The organism is Ktedonobacterales bacterium, assembly GCA_036557285.1.
Classification (GTDB): Bacteria; Chloroflexota; Ktedonobacteria; order Ktedonobacterales; family DATBGS01; genus DATBHW01.
Genome location: DATBHW010000016.1, coordinates 1 through 14,251, shown reverse-complemented (window position 1 = coordinate 14,251; position 14,251 = coordinate 1). Strand labels below are relative to the sequence as shown.

General features: G+C 59.9%; 10 protein-coding genes. 5 read left to right on the top strand and 5 right to left on the bottom strand.

Translation table 11 applies throughout. From position 1 onward, the window contains the following. Positions 1-9: 9 nt before the first annotated feature. From VH599_05405 to VH599_05390, 4 genes are read right to left on the bottom strand one after another with little or no spacing between them, the layout of a single operon-like run. Positions 10-795, bottom strand: a complete 786-nt coding sequence (locus VH599_05405) for a class I SAM-dependent methyltransferase (GenBank protein HEY7347735.1) — start codon at positions 793-795, stop codon at positions 10-12. Next, complete coding sequence (locus VH599_05400; GenBank protein HEY7347734.1) at positions 792-2,393, bottom strand: radical SAM protein; 1,602 nt, start codon at positions 2,391-2,393, stop codon at positions 792-794. The genes VH599_05405 and VH599_05400 overlap by 4 nt, the downstream gene beginning before the upstream one ends. Beyond that, on the bottom strand, positions 2,390-4,198 hold the full coding sequence (locus VH599_05395) for an oligosaccharide flippase family protein (protein HEY7347733.1): 1,809 nt from the start codon (positions 4,196-4,198) through the stop codon (positions 2,390-2,392). The genes VH599_05400 and VH599_05395 overlap by 4 nt, the downstream gene beginning before the upstream one ends. After that, the gene (locus VH599_05390) at positions 4,188-5,678 is read right to left on the bottom strand and encodes a radical SAM protein (protein ID HEY7347732.1); all 1,491 of its coding nucleotides are present in this window, start codon (positions 5,676-5,678) and stop codon (positions 4,188-4,190) included. Before VH599_05390 ends, VH599_05395 begins: the two co-directional genes overlap by 11 nt. 230 nt (positions 5,679-5,908) lie before the next feature. Here VH599_05390 and VH599_05385 point away from each other — a divergent pair, with 230 nt between their 5' ends. The 5 genes from VH599_05385 to VH599_05365 all read left to right on the top strand — a co-directional run bounded on the left by VH599_05385 (position 5,909) and on the right by VH599_05365 (position 13,407). Further along, positions 5,909-7,210 (top strand): amidohydrolase family protein, encoded by a 1,302-nt coding sequence (locus tag VH599_05385; protein HEY7347731.1) that lies wholly within the window; start codon positions 5,909-5,911, stop codon positions 7,208-7,210. Between the two features lie 110 nt (positions 7,211-7,320). Further along, the gene (locus VH599_05380; GenBank protein HEY7347730.1) at positions 7,321-9,339 is read left to right on the top strand and encodes a DHH family phosphoesterase; all 2,019 of its coding nucleotides are present in this window, start codon (positions 7,321-7,323) and stop codon (positions 9,337-9,339) included. 1 nt (position 9,340) lies between these two features. Further along, positions 9,341-10,480: a ribonuclease HI gene (gene rnhA / locus VH599_05375; GenBank protein HEY7347729.1), complete on the top strand. Its 1,140-nt coding sequence runs from the start codon at positions 9,341-9,343 to the stop codon at positions 10,478-10,480. Positions 10,481-10,498: 18 nt separating this feature from the next. Continuing rightward, complete coding sequence (locus VH599_05370; protein HEY7347728.1) at positions 10,499-12,586, top strand: molybdopterin oxidoreductase family protein; 2,088 nt, start codon at positions 10,499-10,501, stop codon at positions 12,584-12,586. A 35-nt stretch (positions 12,587-12,621) separates the two neighbouring features. Continuing rightward, positions 12,622-13,407: a glycerophosphodiester phosphodiesterase gene (locus VH599_05365; protein HEY7347727.1), complete on the top strand. Its 786-nt coding sequence runs from the start codon at positions 12,622-12,624 to the stop codon at positions 13,405-13,407. Here the strand turns inward: VH599_05365 and VH599_05360 are convergent. Next, positions 13,397-14,044: a response regulator transcription factor gene (locus tag VH599_05360; GenBank protein HEY7347726.1), complete on the bottom strand. Its 648-nt coding sequence runs from the start codon at positions 14,042-14,044 to the stop codon at positions 13,397-13,399. The genes VH599_05365 and VH599_05360 overlap by 11 nt on opposite strands. Positions 14,045-14,251 lie beyond the last annotated feature (207 nt).

The following is a 14,251-nucleotide window of genomic DNA, read 5'->3' as shown; positions in this document are numbered from 1 at the left end:
GTCATCATGTCAGGTTGGCAGGTTCTCTGCCCTGGCTCGCCAGCAGCAGACCAGCGCGAGGGGAAATCCTGCAAACTGGCGGGCAAACGTACCCATATTGGCGCGCTCGAAGGCCGGGAAAAGATCGGGTGACAGGCGCGGCTCGCGCAGGGCTTCCAGAGCCAGACCAGCATTGCTGGCGGCGGCAAGATAGTCTTCGTGCAGATGGGTATGGGTCTGAATATGATAAATCTGCTGCTGGTTGTCCTGGCGTATCTCAAAGCGGCAGCGACCCCCGGTGAGCGCGCCAAAGGGGTGCATCTCTGACATGAGCAGCATGCCGCCTGGTTTGAGTATCCGACTTAGCTCAGCAAACGCGCGGCTGAGTTGCCTGGTTTCCAGATGAGCCAGCGCCAGCGCCACAATTGCCAGATCGCAAGAGTGATCAGCCAGCGGCAAATCGAGCAGGTTTCCCTGCTTGAAGAGCATCTCAGCGCCAGGCTCAGGCGTGTTGAGTTCGCGGGCGCGTTCCAGCATAGCGGTTGATTGATCAATGCCGATGACCTGCCGCGCGCCCCGCGCTGCCAGTATACGGGTGTAGCGGCCCGTTCCACAGGCGGCATCCAGGGCGATGATGCCCTGGCATGACGGCAGCAAGGCAAGAATAGCGCCGGACTCGGCCAGGGCCAGCGGGTGCCCTTCCATGTCCTGCTCGTAGGTGGCTGCCCAGCGAGCATACCCTTCCAGCACACCAAGCTGCTGAGGCGCAGCTGAGTATCGGCCCAGCACGCGGCGCAGGGATGTTGAGAGGGTCATGCGCGAGCCTCCTGAAATGGGGGGAAGGCTGAGCGGCTCTTGCCTGGTCGCGCCCGCCGCCAGCGATACTGCTTCCACGATGGGCGCGGTCCCGGCAAGGGAATCTCTCCATCGCGCAGCCGGGCGAAAGCACGCCCGGCTTTCCAGAGGAATTGCAACTCATAGGGATAGCGGAAAAAGCCGGTCTGCCAGCGCAGCGAACAGGAGGCTTTGAGCAAGGCGAAGGAGATTGGTCCAACCATCCCCGGCGCTTTGTTGGCCCAGACGCGGTTGCTGTACTGCACAACGATCTCGAAATCGTGCAGGAACTTGCCACGCCTGCCCTCCAGCCAGGGGGTGTGAGGATGGTGCATGCGCCCAAAGTCGCGCCAGCGGCCCTCCAGCCAGCCTTCCATCGTGGTTGGCGAGGCAAAGTGATGTTCGGTTGCCAGGTCAAAGTTGCCGGTGTCGGGCAAGGGTGTATAAACGTGAGGGATAAAGTGGCTTTTACGATTCATCGCGCGTAGGGTCTTCATCAGCGTTAGCGAGGCGTCAATATCTTTTTCGGGATGCGGTGGATAGCCCAGGACGAACGAAAACTCTGGTAGGATGCTGTGCTGCTTGAAGATTTCCGCCAGGCGCAGAGTATCAGCAACGGTGCTGGCCTTGCCCATGACCTGGAGCGTTTCATCAGAGCCAGATTCCGCGCCCACGAAGATGCCCGCGCAGCGGCTCTGCTCCAGAAGACGCCAGGTAGACTCTTGAAAGTGTACCAGCCGGGCAATCGTACCCATTGCCCACCACGTCACCGGGCTGCCCAGATCGATCAACCCCTGCGCGATGCCGCGCACGCGCGCTTCGCTAACAAAAAACTCGGTGTCGCCAAAGGTGATGCCGTTCGCATCATACTGCTCGACAAAGAACCTGACATCTTCGATCACTCTGTCGGCATCGTAGGCGGCCCATTTGCGCCCCCCGACAGCAGGAATGGCGCAAAAACCGCACTCATAGGGGCAGCCCTGGCTGGAGATGTAGAAGACGTTGCGGTCAGCGTGCCAGGTGGGCGCGATGTAGCGCGGCAGATCAACCAGATCATAAGGCAGCGACGGATAGCGGTTGAGGTCTTGCAGCAGCCGTCGGCGTTCGGTGACAATTTTGCCATCGCGCAGATAGATCGTGCCAGCAATGCCCTTCAGATCAGCGGCAGCGCCGCCGCTGGCATAATGTGCTATCAATTCGGCAAACGTTGGTTCGCCATAACCTTTGACCAGCACATCAACCGTACCAGTCTTCAGACAGGTATCGGGATACATGGAAGGGAAATAGCCGCCCCAGATGATGGGCAGATCAGGATAGCGAGCCTTCAAGAGTTTACTATGCTCATAGGCATTGCCCACTTGATCGCCGGGCATCACGCTCATGGCAATCAGCAGGGGATTATCGGCAGCAGCGGCCAGCAGCTTTTCTAGCGCGTCTTTATCAACGTTGGCATCGAAGATGATTGGCTCCAAGGTCTCACGATCTACCATGCGCGCCACCGACATCAAAGGCAGCGGCATGCGTGGGAAACCGTCGAAGCAATATGGCTGATAGAAAAGAACTCTGCGATGTACTTTCACGAAACCTCCGTTCCTTGAGATGCTGGCTGGCGTGTATTGACTATCGTATCGTCGGCTGGCGGCTGAGCGTTTGCGTGACCAGGCCCATCAGCACGGTCTTCACGTTCCTGGCCCGCAGTTTCTGTTCGTACTCGCTCAAACTGGCCCCGCGCCCCTTGTGGAGAGAAAAACTGCGGGTTTATCGGCCAGCCTGCCCAGGGACGAAACAAGGCAAACAGGGCTGCCCAGAGCATGAGCGTGGCTGGCATAATAAAGAAGAAGGGCAGCGCCTGCCCAATCAGCAGAATTGCTGCGAGCGGAGCGCAGATGGATAGCGGCCCGACCAGGCCACTTGCCCAGCTAACCCCTAGATTGGCGCGCCGCGCCATGCACACATAGCCAATGAGTCCAATAGCCTCTACAATCAGAGTAGCGATACTAGCGCCTGCTACTCCGTAGGGTGGGATGAGTAAGGCATTCAGCAGCAGCGCCAGCACCAGATTCGCCAGCAGCACGTACAAGACATCGCGCTGGCGATCATGCACGAAGAGGGCTGTCACCAGGGGAACGTAGCTGAAGAGGATGGGTACGACCCAGATCACCAACCGCAGCGGCAGCACTGCTGGCAAATAGGCTGGGCCAAAGACCAGCATGACTATATCATCGGCACGAAAGGTAATGACCAGACTGGCAGGCAGGCCGATACTAAGCAGCAGCGCAATCGAACGCTCAACGAATCGCGGCGAGTAATGCCGGGCCAGGACTGGGAGCATGACTGCGTTCCAACTGGTGGAGATAAGCCAGAAGGCCTCAACGATTTGGTAGGGTGCGTTGTAGTACGCGACGGCGCGTCCACCACGAGCGGCGCTGAGAAAGAGGGTATCCACGCGAAAATAGAAGGTGGCGGCCAGCGCCCCCAGTCCTAATGGCAGCGCCGCTGCCAGGGCATATTTCCAATCAGAGAGCAGGCGGTTGGGCAGTTGACGAACAATCTCCCATTTGAGCGCGCTCCGGCGCCAGGACCGGTTACGAGAAGGTTTTTCTCCTTCACGCGTCCCAGTCAGGAGAGATTCTTGCGCATGCTCGTGTGTCCAGATCGGCCTTATCTTCGATGAGCCTGAAAGGCCATCTGGTGTATCAGAGGGAGAGAAGGTACCTGAAGAGGGGGTAGTTGAGGAACCTCTCAGGCGCAGATGGATGCGCCAGTTTCCGGGGTTCCAGCGCCAACCTCTGTGGTTCAATCGCGTGCCGCGCCATTGGCTTACCAGCGCCAGCCCGTTGAAGAGCAGCGTTCCTGCGGCCAGCGCCACAGCCAGCCAGGCCAGCGCCAACACATCAGCGCGCCAGATCACCACAAGCGCCAGCGTGGCGATCAGGCCGATAAGTTTGCTGAGGGCGTCCAGCCAGCTTGCCAGCGTGGCCTGGCCTATCCCGCCGAGTGTGGCAGCCAGCGCCCCGGCCAGCGCGTCGGGCGCCAGGAGCAGCCCAGCCACCAGCGCCAGGCGTGGGTCTACCAGCGAAGGAACGAACAAAGCGATCACCACCAGCAGACCATACGCTCCGAGCGCCAGCAGCAGGCGTAAGGGCGCGATAGCTGTCCACCACCCCCACCCTTCTTCGCCGCGTCGGGCGATCTCGCGGGTAGTCAGCGGATTCAGCCCGGAGTTGCCCAGGATGGCGCAGAAGCTCACCAGCGTGAACGCGGCGGTGTAGCGGCCCATGTCTGCTGTTGGTAGCTGGCGAAAGAGCAGCAGCGCCGTGATGATAGCCGCGCCTTTGGAGACAATGGCGCCGGTAGTGGTGGCAAAGAGCCGTCTAAGCAACATGATGCAATTTGGCCTCGGCGCTTGCCGCTTGCTTTGCTCCGGCTTGCGTCGCTACAGTAAGGACACGGGCCAGCCGGGGGTCTTTGCCTTCGCTACGCCAGCCATGCCACCAGGTCAGCACGCGCAGCGCCGCCAGCTTGGGGAGGTCATACAGGTTGCGGCGGTCCAGCAAGGGACGCTGGCGGAAGTAGACCAATGTGGTCAGATAGCTGACCAGGCGTTTGTAGAAAACGCCTGAAAACTCCGCCGGGTGCATCAGGCGGTTCTCACTGGTTTCTTTCCAGTCCTCGCGCTCCTGCCCTAAATATTCTTCGACGGCATCATAGAAGAACGTGCCGCGAATGGGATGGGCGACGGAGATCGAGACAGTTTCAGGCAGGTTATCGAGCAAGAGCTTTTTGGTCCGTTGGATGTCTTCGCGTTTTTCTCCTGGATAGCCCAGCATGATATAGAAGGCGCGCTTGATGCCGCGTTCTTTCATCAACTGCGCGGCTCGATAGCTCTCCTCGACTTTGATGTTTTTATTCATTGCGTCCAGCACTTTTTGGGAACCGGACTCCACGCCGCACCAGATGCGCACGCAGCCAGCCGCTTTGAGGTTATCGAGCAGTTCGGGCGCCAGAAGGTCCACCCGCGAAAGGCACTCAAAAGGAATTACAGCGTCGTGCTCTTCCATTGCCTGCCGCCAGCGGATAATCCACTGCTTGTTGACCCCAAAAATATCGTCAGAAATGCGAATGTGATCTGGCTTCCAGTCATCTTTGATGCGCCTGATCTCCTGGGCAACCAGTTCGGGGTCGCGCAGGCGATAGTTGCGGCCAAACACGGCGCGACTGCACCAGGCGCACCCAAAGGGGCACCCACGCGAAGTGATGAGATGTAGCGACGTGAAGCCGTGATGCTTCTTCCAGGCGTGCAGGTACTCGCCCAGATCGATGAGGTCGCGGGCCGGTTCGGGCAGCGCATCCAGGTGTCGCATCAGGGCGCGCGAGGGTGTCTGCACAATTTCTTTGTTTTCGTCGAGGTAAGCGATGCCCTGGATACTGTTGAGCGGCGTCTGCGTCTTGCCGGTCAGATGGCCGAGCAGTTCTTCTATCGTGTGTTCGCCCTCGCTGAAGGCAACGTAATCCGCGCCATAGGTCTTCAGGTAGAGGTCAGGTGCGACGGTGGCATCTGGCCCGCCACAAATGACGGTGCAGCCGCGCTCTTTGGCTCCCTGAATAAGCCGTTCTGCGGACGAACGGCTGATAAACATGCTGTGGAAGCCGACGATGCGGGCGTTGCTCTCTTCCAGCGCGCGAAAGAAGGCGTGTTCGTCGGGGCGAAAGGTGTTGTCATAAACCTTGACAGCATAGCCTTGCTGGCGCACATGGGCAGCGAGATAGAGAATACCCAGCGGGGCATAGGGCCGCATATTGCGGAGTTCGGTGGGGTCACGATTCAGAAAATAGGTATTTGCTAGCAATATATCTGTACTCATACGCTTGCTTTCCTCTATCCAGGGAGCCGCTTTATGTAGAGAGCAGTTCCGTAAACACTCTTATAAGCTATTCGCTACGGTGTTACGCGCGGTTGGGGCTGGATGGCATGCCGCTCAGGTTGCAATGGTGCGAGAGACTACTGCATTTTCCATGCAAAAGCAAGGGCATCGGCAAGACCTCTTCTATGGTATGCTAGGGGTACAATTCTCTCTACAGAAAGGGACCGGCGATGTCTGCTGCATCACATACTCCTGCCTCTGAGCCAACGGTGATTCTGGGGGCAACGTTGCTTGATGGTACCGGCCATGACCCAATAAGCAACGCCGCGATCTTAATTGAGGGCGAACGCATTCGCGCAGTTGGCGCGCGAGCGGCGGTTCCTGTCCCCCAGGGCGCGACAGTGATCGAAGCTGATGGGATGACACTTCTTCCTGGCCTGATTGATTGCCACGTTCATCTGGCAATGCGCTCTGGCATGGGCCTGGCGGATCGCGTCATGACTCCGCCCTCGCTCAATCTGCTCTATGCCGTACCCAACAGCCAAGCCACGCTGGAGGCAGGCATCACAACGGTGCGAGACGCTGGTGGCACACCTGCGGGTGTGAAGGTAGCCGTCGAGCGCGGCCTCTTTCCTGGGCCGCGCATGCTGGTGGCGATCACGATTCTGAGCCAGACCGGCGGTCACGCTGATGGATATATGCCCTGCTGCGTAGACCTGCGCCTGGTTCATTACCCGGATGTGCCACATAGTGTGGTGGATGGTGTTGATGAGATGCGCAAGAAGGTACGCGAGGTACTGCGTGCTGGAGCCGACTGGATCAAGCTGTGTACCAGCGGCGGTGTCCTCTCTACAGGCGATGACCCGTCTTCGCCGCAATTTACTGTTGAGGAAATTAGCGCCGCTGTGTATGAAGCAGGCACACACTACAAGCGCGCAATGGCGCACGCGCAGTCCACAATTGGTATCAAGAATGCGCTGAAGGCAGGTATCGCCTCGATTGAGCATGGTATCTGGCTGGATGACGAGGCTATCGAGATGATGAAATCCAAAAGCGTCTATCTGGTCCCGACGCTGGTAGCGCCGCGCGATGTCATTGCTTTTGCTGAGGCTAATCCTGGGGCGCTGCCAGAGATTGTGGTGAATAAGGCTCGCGCTGTGGTCGCCGATCATTCCGCCAGCATTCGCAAGGCGATTCAGGCGGGGGTGAAGATTGCAATGGGGACCGATAGCGGTGTGGGACCGCACGGGCGCAACGCCCGCGAGTTGGGCCTGATGGTGGAACATGGAATGACGCCGATGCAATCTATTGTTGCCAGCACGAGTGAGGCAGCAAAGCTGCTGCATCTGGATAAAGAAGTGGGTACACTGGAAGAAGGCAAGCTGGCTGACCTGCTGCTCGTTGACAGCGACCTGCTCGCCAATATCACGGCAGTGGAAGATCAGGGCAAACTGGCGCTGGTGATGAAAGCAGGACAGGTGGTGAAGAGCCGAATGGAAGCTAGCAAGCGGTCAGACGCTGCGCTCTTCTAAGCAGGCTAGGGGCTTGACGTTTGCGGTATACTTGAGATGAGCGCTTTTGGGTCGCTTCAAGAGGTTAAGCGATGTATCGCTGCCTGCCCTTGTAGGAGAAGGAGCAGTTCTTGTCTACCCCTCAGCAGCCATCCGACCAACAAGCCAATGTGTCCAGCCGCGCAGCCAAAGGGGCCATTGATGAATGGCGGCTCCCTGATGGGCCGGCGCCGCTCTATCCGTCGCTCAGTCTGCAACAACTCGAAGACCTCTTGCCGCCAGGGCTGATCGTGCCGGGCGTGAATGGCAGTTCGGATGCGCGGCGGATTCTGGCGCAGCTCCTCGCTAATCGCCGCTTTACCTCTGCGGAGTCAGCAGCACGCCTGCTGGCAAGCGCGAAGGCGGCTGATGGGATTGCTGAGTTGCCCTGGCCGCCGAACCCTGCGCAGGCACGCGCCTGGATTGAGCGTTTGCGCCTGCCCGATCCGCACGCGCTGGCGACGATGCCCAGAGCGGTTGAGCGCATCCGTCGTGCGCTGGCGGCGAACGAGCCGATCATCATTTCTGGCGATTATGATGCCGATGGGTTGACCTCGCTGGCGCTGCTGGTCTCTTTCTTCCGGCTCGTTGGCGCGGATGTGCGCGCCTTCGTGCCTCATCGCCTGCTGCATGGCTATGGGCTGAACAAAGCCGCCATTCAACGCGCGCTGCTCGAAGGCTGCAAGCTGCTTATCACGGTGGATTCTGGCACAAGCGACGCTGCGCAGGTCGCTGACGCCCAGGCGCAGGGGCTGGATGTGATTATCACCGATCATCACACCCTGCCGGAGCAACTGCCCCAGGCTGTGGCAGTAATTAACCCTCATGTGGGGGGGTATCCAGGCGAGGGCTTGACCGGCGTTGGTGTCGCCTGGAAGCTTTGCCAGGCGCTCTGCATGGACATTGATGAACGCTGGTTCAGGCATCTGCCTGGCTTGCTTGATCTGGTGGCGATTGGCAGTGTGGCCGATGTGGCGCCGATGGTTCCAGAAACCGAGGTCTGGCTGCTGGCGCGCGCAGGTATCATGGCGCTGCGCTGTGGGCGCGCCCGCCCGGCGCTTAAAGTGATGATGGAGGCGGTGGGCCTGTATGGCGAAATGCGGTCTTATCTGGATGCTCGGCATATCGGTTTTCGCTTGGGGCCGCGCTTAAATGCGGTTGGTCGGCTGAGCGAGATGCGCCCGGATGAGGTGCTGGAATGTTTGCTCACTGAGGATGATGATCTCGTGCGCCAGCAGGTGGTGCTGCTGGACCGCGCCAACCAGGAGCGCCAGAACCGCGAGCGCAGCAGCCTGGAAGAGGCTGAGGCGGAACTGGTCGCCGAGCTAGATCGCCAGGGCGAACTGCCGCCAGTTCTGGTACTGGCGCGTGAAACCTGGCCTGCCGGGATTATCGGTTTGCTGGCCGGGCGGCTGGCGCGGCGCTATCAGCGGCCAACTATCTGTCTATCGGGCGAAAGTCCGGCGTCGCTGGGCAACCTTGCGCCTGGTGAGGAAGCGACAGTCGAAGTAACATCCGGCGAACTCTGGTGGCGCGGCTCCGGGCGCAGCGGCGGTGTGGGCGATCTGATTGCGATGCTGCGGCGGGTCCATCAGAGCTACCATTCGCTTGATGGTGTGGGCCTCTTCCTGAAGCTGGGCGGCCATGCCCCAGCGGCTGGCTTCACTCTGGCGGGCGAACGACTGGAACTGCTCAAACAGGGGCTGCTGGAGGACGTGCAGGCGCATCCGCTGGGGCCGCCGCCGCGTGAGCCATGTGAAGCGCAGCTTCGTCGGGCAGGGCGCTCGCTGGGTACGCTGGAGTGCTGGACGGCGCTTGATCTGCTGACGCCCACCGGCCCCGACAACCCTGAGCCACGCTTTTATCTGGAAGGCGCGGTGGTGGAAGATGCCCAGCCTGTGCGTGACCGCCCCGACCTGCGGCTGCGGCTCAGGGATAACGGGCGTGCCTATACGGTCTTTGTCAATGGCGCGCTGGAACTGCTTCCTGCCATCCGCTCGGCCCGCCGCATTGATGCGATTGTCACGCAGCGTCTTTCGCGTGACAAACTGAGCGGCCAGGTGAACTTTGGACTGGCTGTCGAGGCTTTGCGTGTTGGGAAAGTGATCTGAGATGGATATATTACCTTTGCTTGATGAGATTGCTACGGTTGCGCGCAATGGACTCAATTATTCAGAGAACCCCTATGATCAGGAACGCTATGAGCGTCTCTTAGAGCTTGTCAGCCAGTATTACGGCCAGGCGCTTGATCTGCCCCCGGAAGAGGTTCGTAAGCGTCTCTCTGGCGAGCTTGGCTACATCACCCCCAAGGTGGGCGCGGAGGCTGCGATCTTTGATGAAGATAATAAGATTTTGCTGGTGCGCCGGGCAGATGATGGGCGCTGGTGCCTACCCTGTGGTTGGGTCGATCCCAATGAAGCTCCGGCAGCCGCCGCAGTACGCGAGGTGAAAGAGGAGACGGGCTTGGATGCGCGCGTGCTGCAACTGGTGAATGTTTTCGCGCGCCCGTCAGGGGCTGGATTTGGCCCACACAGCGCCGTTGCTATCGTCTATCTCTGCGAGGTTACGGGCGGCGAACTGCGCCTCTCACACGAAAGTGTGGAGGCGCGCTACTGGCGCATTGAAGAGGTACCAACCTGGCATGAACTCCATCGCGTCTATGCTACGTCGGCCCATGCTTGCTGGCTGGGGCGCGCTGAACGCGAAAGCGATGAGATTGAAGGTGCGCCAGAGCTAAATGTTACTGGTGAACGCCCAACAGTGCGTATCTATACTGATGGCGCTTGCCTGGGCAGCCCTGGCCGGGGAGGCTGGGGCGCTGTCTTGCTGACGGGACTTCAGCGGGAAGAGATCGCGGGCGGCTTCCGGCTGACGACGAATGCGCGCATGGAGATGATGGCGGTCATCAAGGCGCTGAAAAAGCTGAGAGAGCCAAGCATTGTGCGTCTGTATACTGACTCGAAGATGATTGTCAACGCGATAGAGGAAGGCCAGGCGAAGCGCTGGCGTGACCAGGGCTGGAAGTTGAACGGGCACGATTCGGTGGCGGACGCAGACCTCTGGGAAAGAATACTCGACCTGTGTGCGCAGCATCAAATCACGTTCTTCTGGGTGAAGGGGCATGCTGGCAACAAAGAGAATCAGCGCTGCGACCGGCTTTCGGCGCACGCGGCGCGCAACAGCCGTCTCGCTGTTGATCTGGGCTTCGAGAATACGATTATTCAACGGCTGGGTCTGGCTGAGCTTGAATAAGCAAGAAGGATGACGGTTATGGCGAATGGCGAGAACAAACTGGTTCGCGGTGCGTGTCCGCATGATTGCCCCGACACCTGCGCTACGCTGACGGAAGTGCAGGATGGGCGAGCGGTGCGCTTCTTTGCCGACCCTGACCACCCTGTTACCGACGGCTGGCTCTGCGCCAAGGTGCGCCCCTATCTGGAGCGCGTCTACCACCCGGACCGACTCACCCATCCTTTGCGAAGGGTTGGGCCGAAGGGCAGCGGAGCCTGGGAGCAGATTTCGTGGGATGAGGCGATAGACGAGATCACTGCTCGGTGGAAAAGGATCATCGCCAGATACGGCGCGGCGGCGATCTTGCCGTACTCCTACAGTGGGACGCTGGGATTGCTGCAACTGCGCATCTGCAACGCCAGGCTCTGGAATCGTATGGGGGCCAGTGGGCTTCAGCGTTCGATCTGCGGCGCTGCTGGAGAAGCAGCAGTGGAGGCCACGCTGGGGGCGCGCTGGGCGCCCGATCCAGCCGACGTACTTCACAGCCGTCTGGTTATTCTCTGGGGACATAATCCGGCCAGCACCGGACCGCACTTTATGCCCTTGCTGCGCCAGGCCCAGAAAAACGGCGCGTATGTGATGGTGATTGACCCGCGCCGCACGCTCACTGCCCGCTCAGCGGATGAACATATTCAACCACACCCGGCGACGGATGGCGCTCTGGCGCTGGGTATCATGCACATCCTCTTTAGCGAGGGGCTGGCTGATGAAGCCTGGCTGGAGGCCAATACGATTGGCTGGCGCGACCTGCGTGAACGAGCGGCTCAGTACCCGCCTGAACGTGTCGCTGCTATTACCGGGGTTGCGCGCGAGACGATTGTGGCGCTGGCCCGCCGCTACGGAACGACCAGGCCAGCCCTGCTCAAGTTCGCTGATGGTGTTCAGCGGCATGGCAACGGCGGCCAGACCGTCCGCGCCCTCAGTTGTCTTCCGGCCATCGTCGGCCAGCTAGGTGTGCGTGGAGGTGGCTTATTTTACAGCATGAGCGGGCATGTACAATGGAACGCTGAGGCTGTCGGCCACACCTCGGAATGTCCACCCACTCCGCGAGTCATCAACATGAATCGCCTTGGAGCCGCGCTGATGGGTGAAGTGAGCGATCCGCCCATACAATCGCTGTATGTCTTTTGCGCCAATCCGGTTACGTCTGCGCCCAATGCCGGCCTGACCATTCAAGGGCTGCAACGCGAAGACCTTTTCACTGTCGTCCACGAGCTTTTCATGACCGACACCGCCCAGTACGCCGACATCGTGCTACCAGCCACCAGCCAGCTTGAGCAGACTGATCTGCACAAAGCTTATGGATACCGCAACCTTCAATACAATCACGCGGCCATTTCCCCCATTGGCGAAGCGAAAAGCAATTGGGATGTGATGCGGCTCCTGGCGACAGGAATGGGCTACAGCGAGCCGTGGCTGCATCAATGCGCCGAAGAAGCTATCGCTGAAGTGTTGGATGCGACCCGCGCAGAGAATCCGCTTTTGGAGGGCATTACCCTGGCGCGGCTTCAGGCTGAAGGAACGGCGCCGCTTCGATTTTCGCCAGAACGAGAGGTTCCCTTTGCTGATCTCCGCTTCCCCACGCCATCAGGGAAAGTGGAGCTGCGCTGTGAGGCGTTAGCCAGGCTGGAGCTTGACCCGCTCCCCGATTACGAGCCGCCAGCCGAGTTTCGCCGGGAGAAACGAGATGGGGCGCATTCGCCGCTTGTCCTGATTTCTGCCGCCTCGCATCACTTTGTCTCAAGTAGTATGGCGAATATACCCGGTTTGCTGGCGAAGGAAGGCGCGCCTTTTGTCGAAATCAATCCGGCTGATGCCCTGGCGCGCGGAATCGGCAATGGAGATGAAGTGCTGATCGAGAATGCGCGCGGGTCGTGCCAGATGCGCGCGGTGGTCACGAAGAATGTGCCGCCTGGCGTGGCGGCTGCGCCCAAGGGCCGCTGGGGACGGCTCAACCCTGGGGGGCGCAGCATCAACTGGACGACATCGGATGCGCTGGCTGATCTGGCGGGCCAGAGTACCTTTCAGAGTAATCTCGTCGAGGTCAAAAGGAGAAGTTCACCATAGAGACTACCGCCACCAGCCGCGCGCGACGCCCCTATGTGGTTCACAACAAGCCACTCTTTTTTGCACATCGCGGCGGCTCCGGCCTCGCGCCGGAAAACACATTGCCTGCCTTTGAGCGCGGCGTGGCGTTCGGCGCTGACGCCCTGGAACTGGACATTCAGACCACGCGGGAAGGCGAGATTGTTGTCATCCACGACCCGACGGTGGATCGCACGACCAATGGTGTCGGACCTGTCGTGAGCTACAGCCTTGACGAACTGCGCCAGTTCGACGCCGGATACCGCTTTAGCCTGGATGACGGCCAGACCTACCCCTATCGTGGGCAGGGTATCGTTATTCCCACTCTGCGAGAGGTTTTCGAGCGCTTCCCTACACTGCGCGTCAACATTGATCTGAAGGAGAGCAGCCCTGGCCGCGAGCGCCGTCTATGGGAATTGATACAGGAATACCAGGCCGAGGATCGCGTTCTTGTCGCTAGCGGCGATGTTCACCTGCCGATCATTCGCTTTCGCCAGCTTACCGCTGGCCGCGTGGCAACCTCTGCGAGCGAAAGGGAGATTCGGCTGGTCTTTTTTGCGACCAAAGCGCGGGCCACGCGCTGGCTGCATCCGGCTTATGATGCCCTTCAGGTTCCCGAAACCCATCGTGGAACTCTGATCGTCTCGCGGGCGCTGGTCGAAGCCGCTCATCGGCTGGGCCTCGACGTGCATGTCTGGACAGTAGACGAGCGCGGCGCTATGGAGCGGCTGCTGGCCCTGGGCGTGGATGGCTTAATGACAGACCTCCCCGATGTGCTGGCGGACGTGCTGTCTAGAGCTTAATCAGCCCCTGGCGGGCGGCGATGACGACAGCCTCGGTGCGATTGCCCGCACCAAGCTTGCTCTGGATAGAACTGACGTGGAACTTGACGGTGCGCTCGGCAATGACCAGTTCAGCGGCGATTTCTTTGTTCTCCAGGCCGCGCGCCAGCAGGCGCAGCACATCCAGTTCGCGGGGGGTCAGCGTTTCGGAGCCGACGAGCATGGTCTGCTCCTGGCTGACCTGGCGCAGAAGCTTGGAGGCGACGATGGGCTGTAAGAGCGACTCACCCGCGTGAACAACGCGGATGGCGTTGAAAATCTCTTCACGAGGTACACCCTTGAGGAGATAGCCTCGCGCGCCTGCCCGCACAGCGCCCAGGATGCGCTCATCGGTGTCGAAGGCGGTGAAGACGATGACGCGCACGTTGGGGCAGGTCTCACGAAGTTGCCGCAGCGTCTCGACGCCATCAATTTCCGGCATCTCCAGATCGAGCAAGACGACATCAGGGCGCAGCACCGTGACCCGCTCGACGGTTTGGGGGCCGTTGGCGGCTTCGCCGATGACCTCAAAGTCGGGCTGGGTGTTGAGGATGGCGATCAGGCCATCGCGCACAATCGGATGGTCATCAGCGACCAGGATACGAATTGGTGTTTGCATCTATCTCCATAACTGTAGCGTCTGTAGCGTCTGTAAAAACCCCCTCTAAGAAAGTATCGTTTATAAGTTAACCCGATGTGCGGGTTTTCTGAGCGAAGCAGCGGTGTCTGGTTTGGTATCCTTCAGGAAAAGCGATTTCCCTGACAGTGAGGAGGCCAGCCATGACCCGCGACGATTTGCTCATCAGTTGGTTCTGCATAATTGATG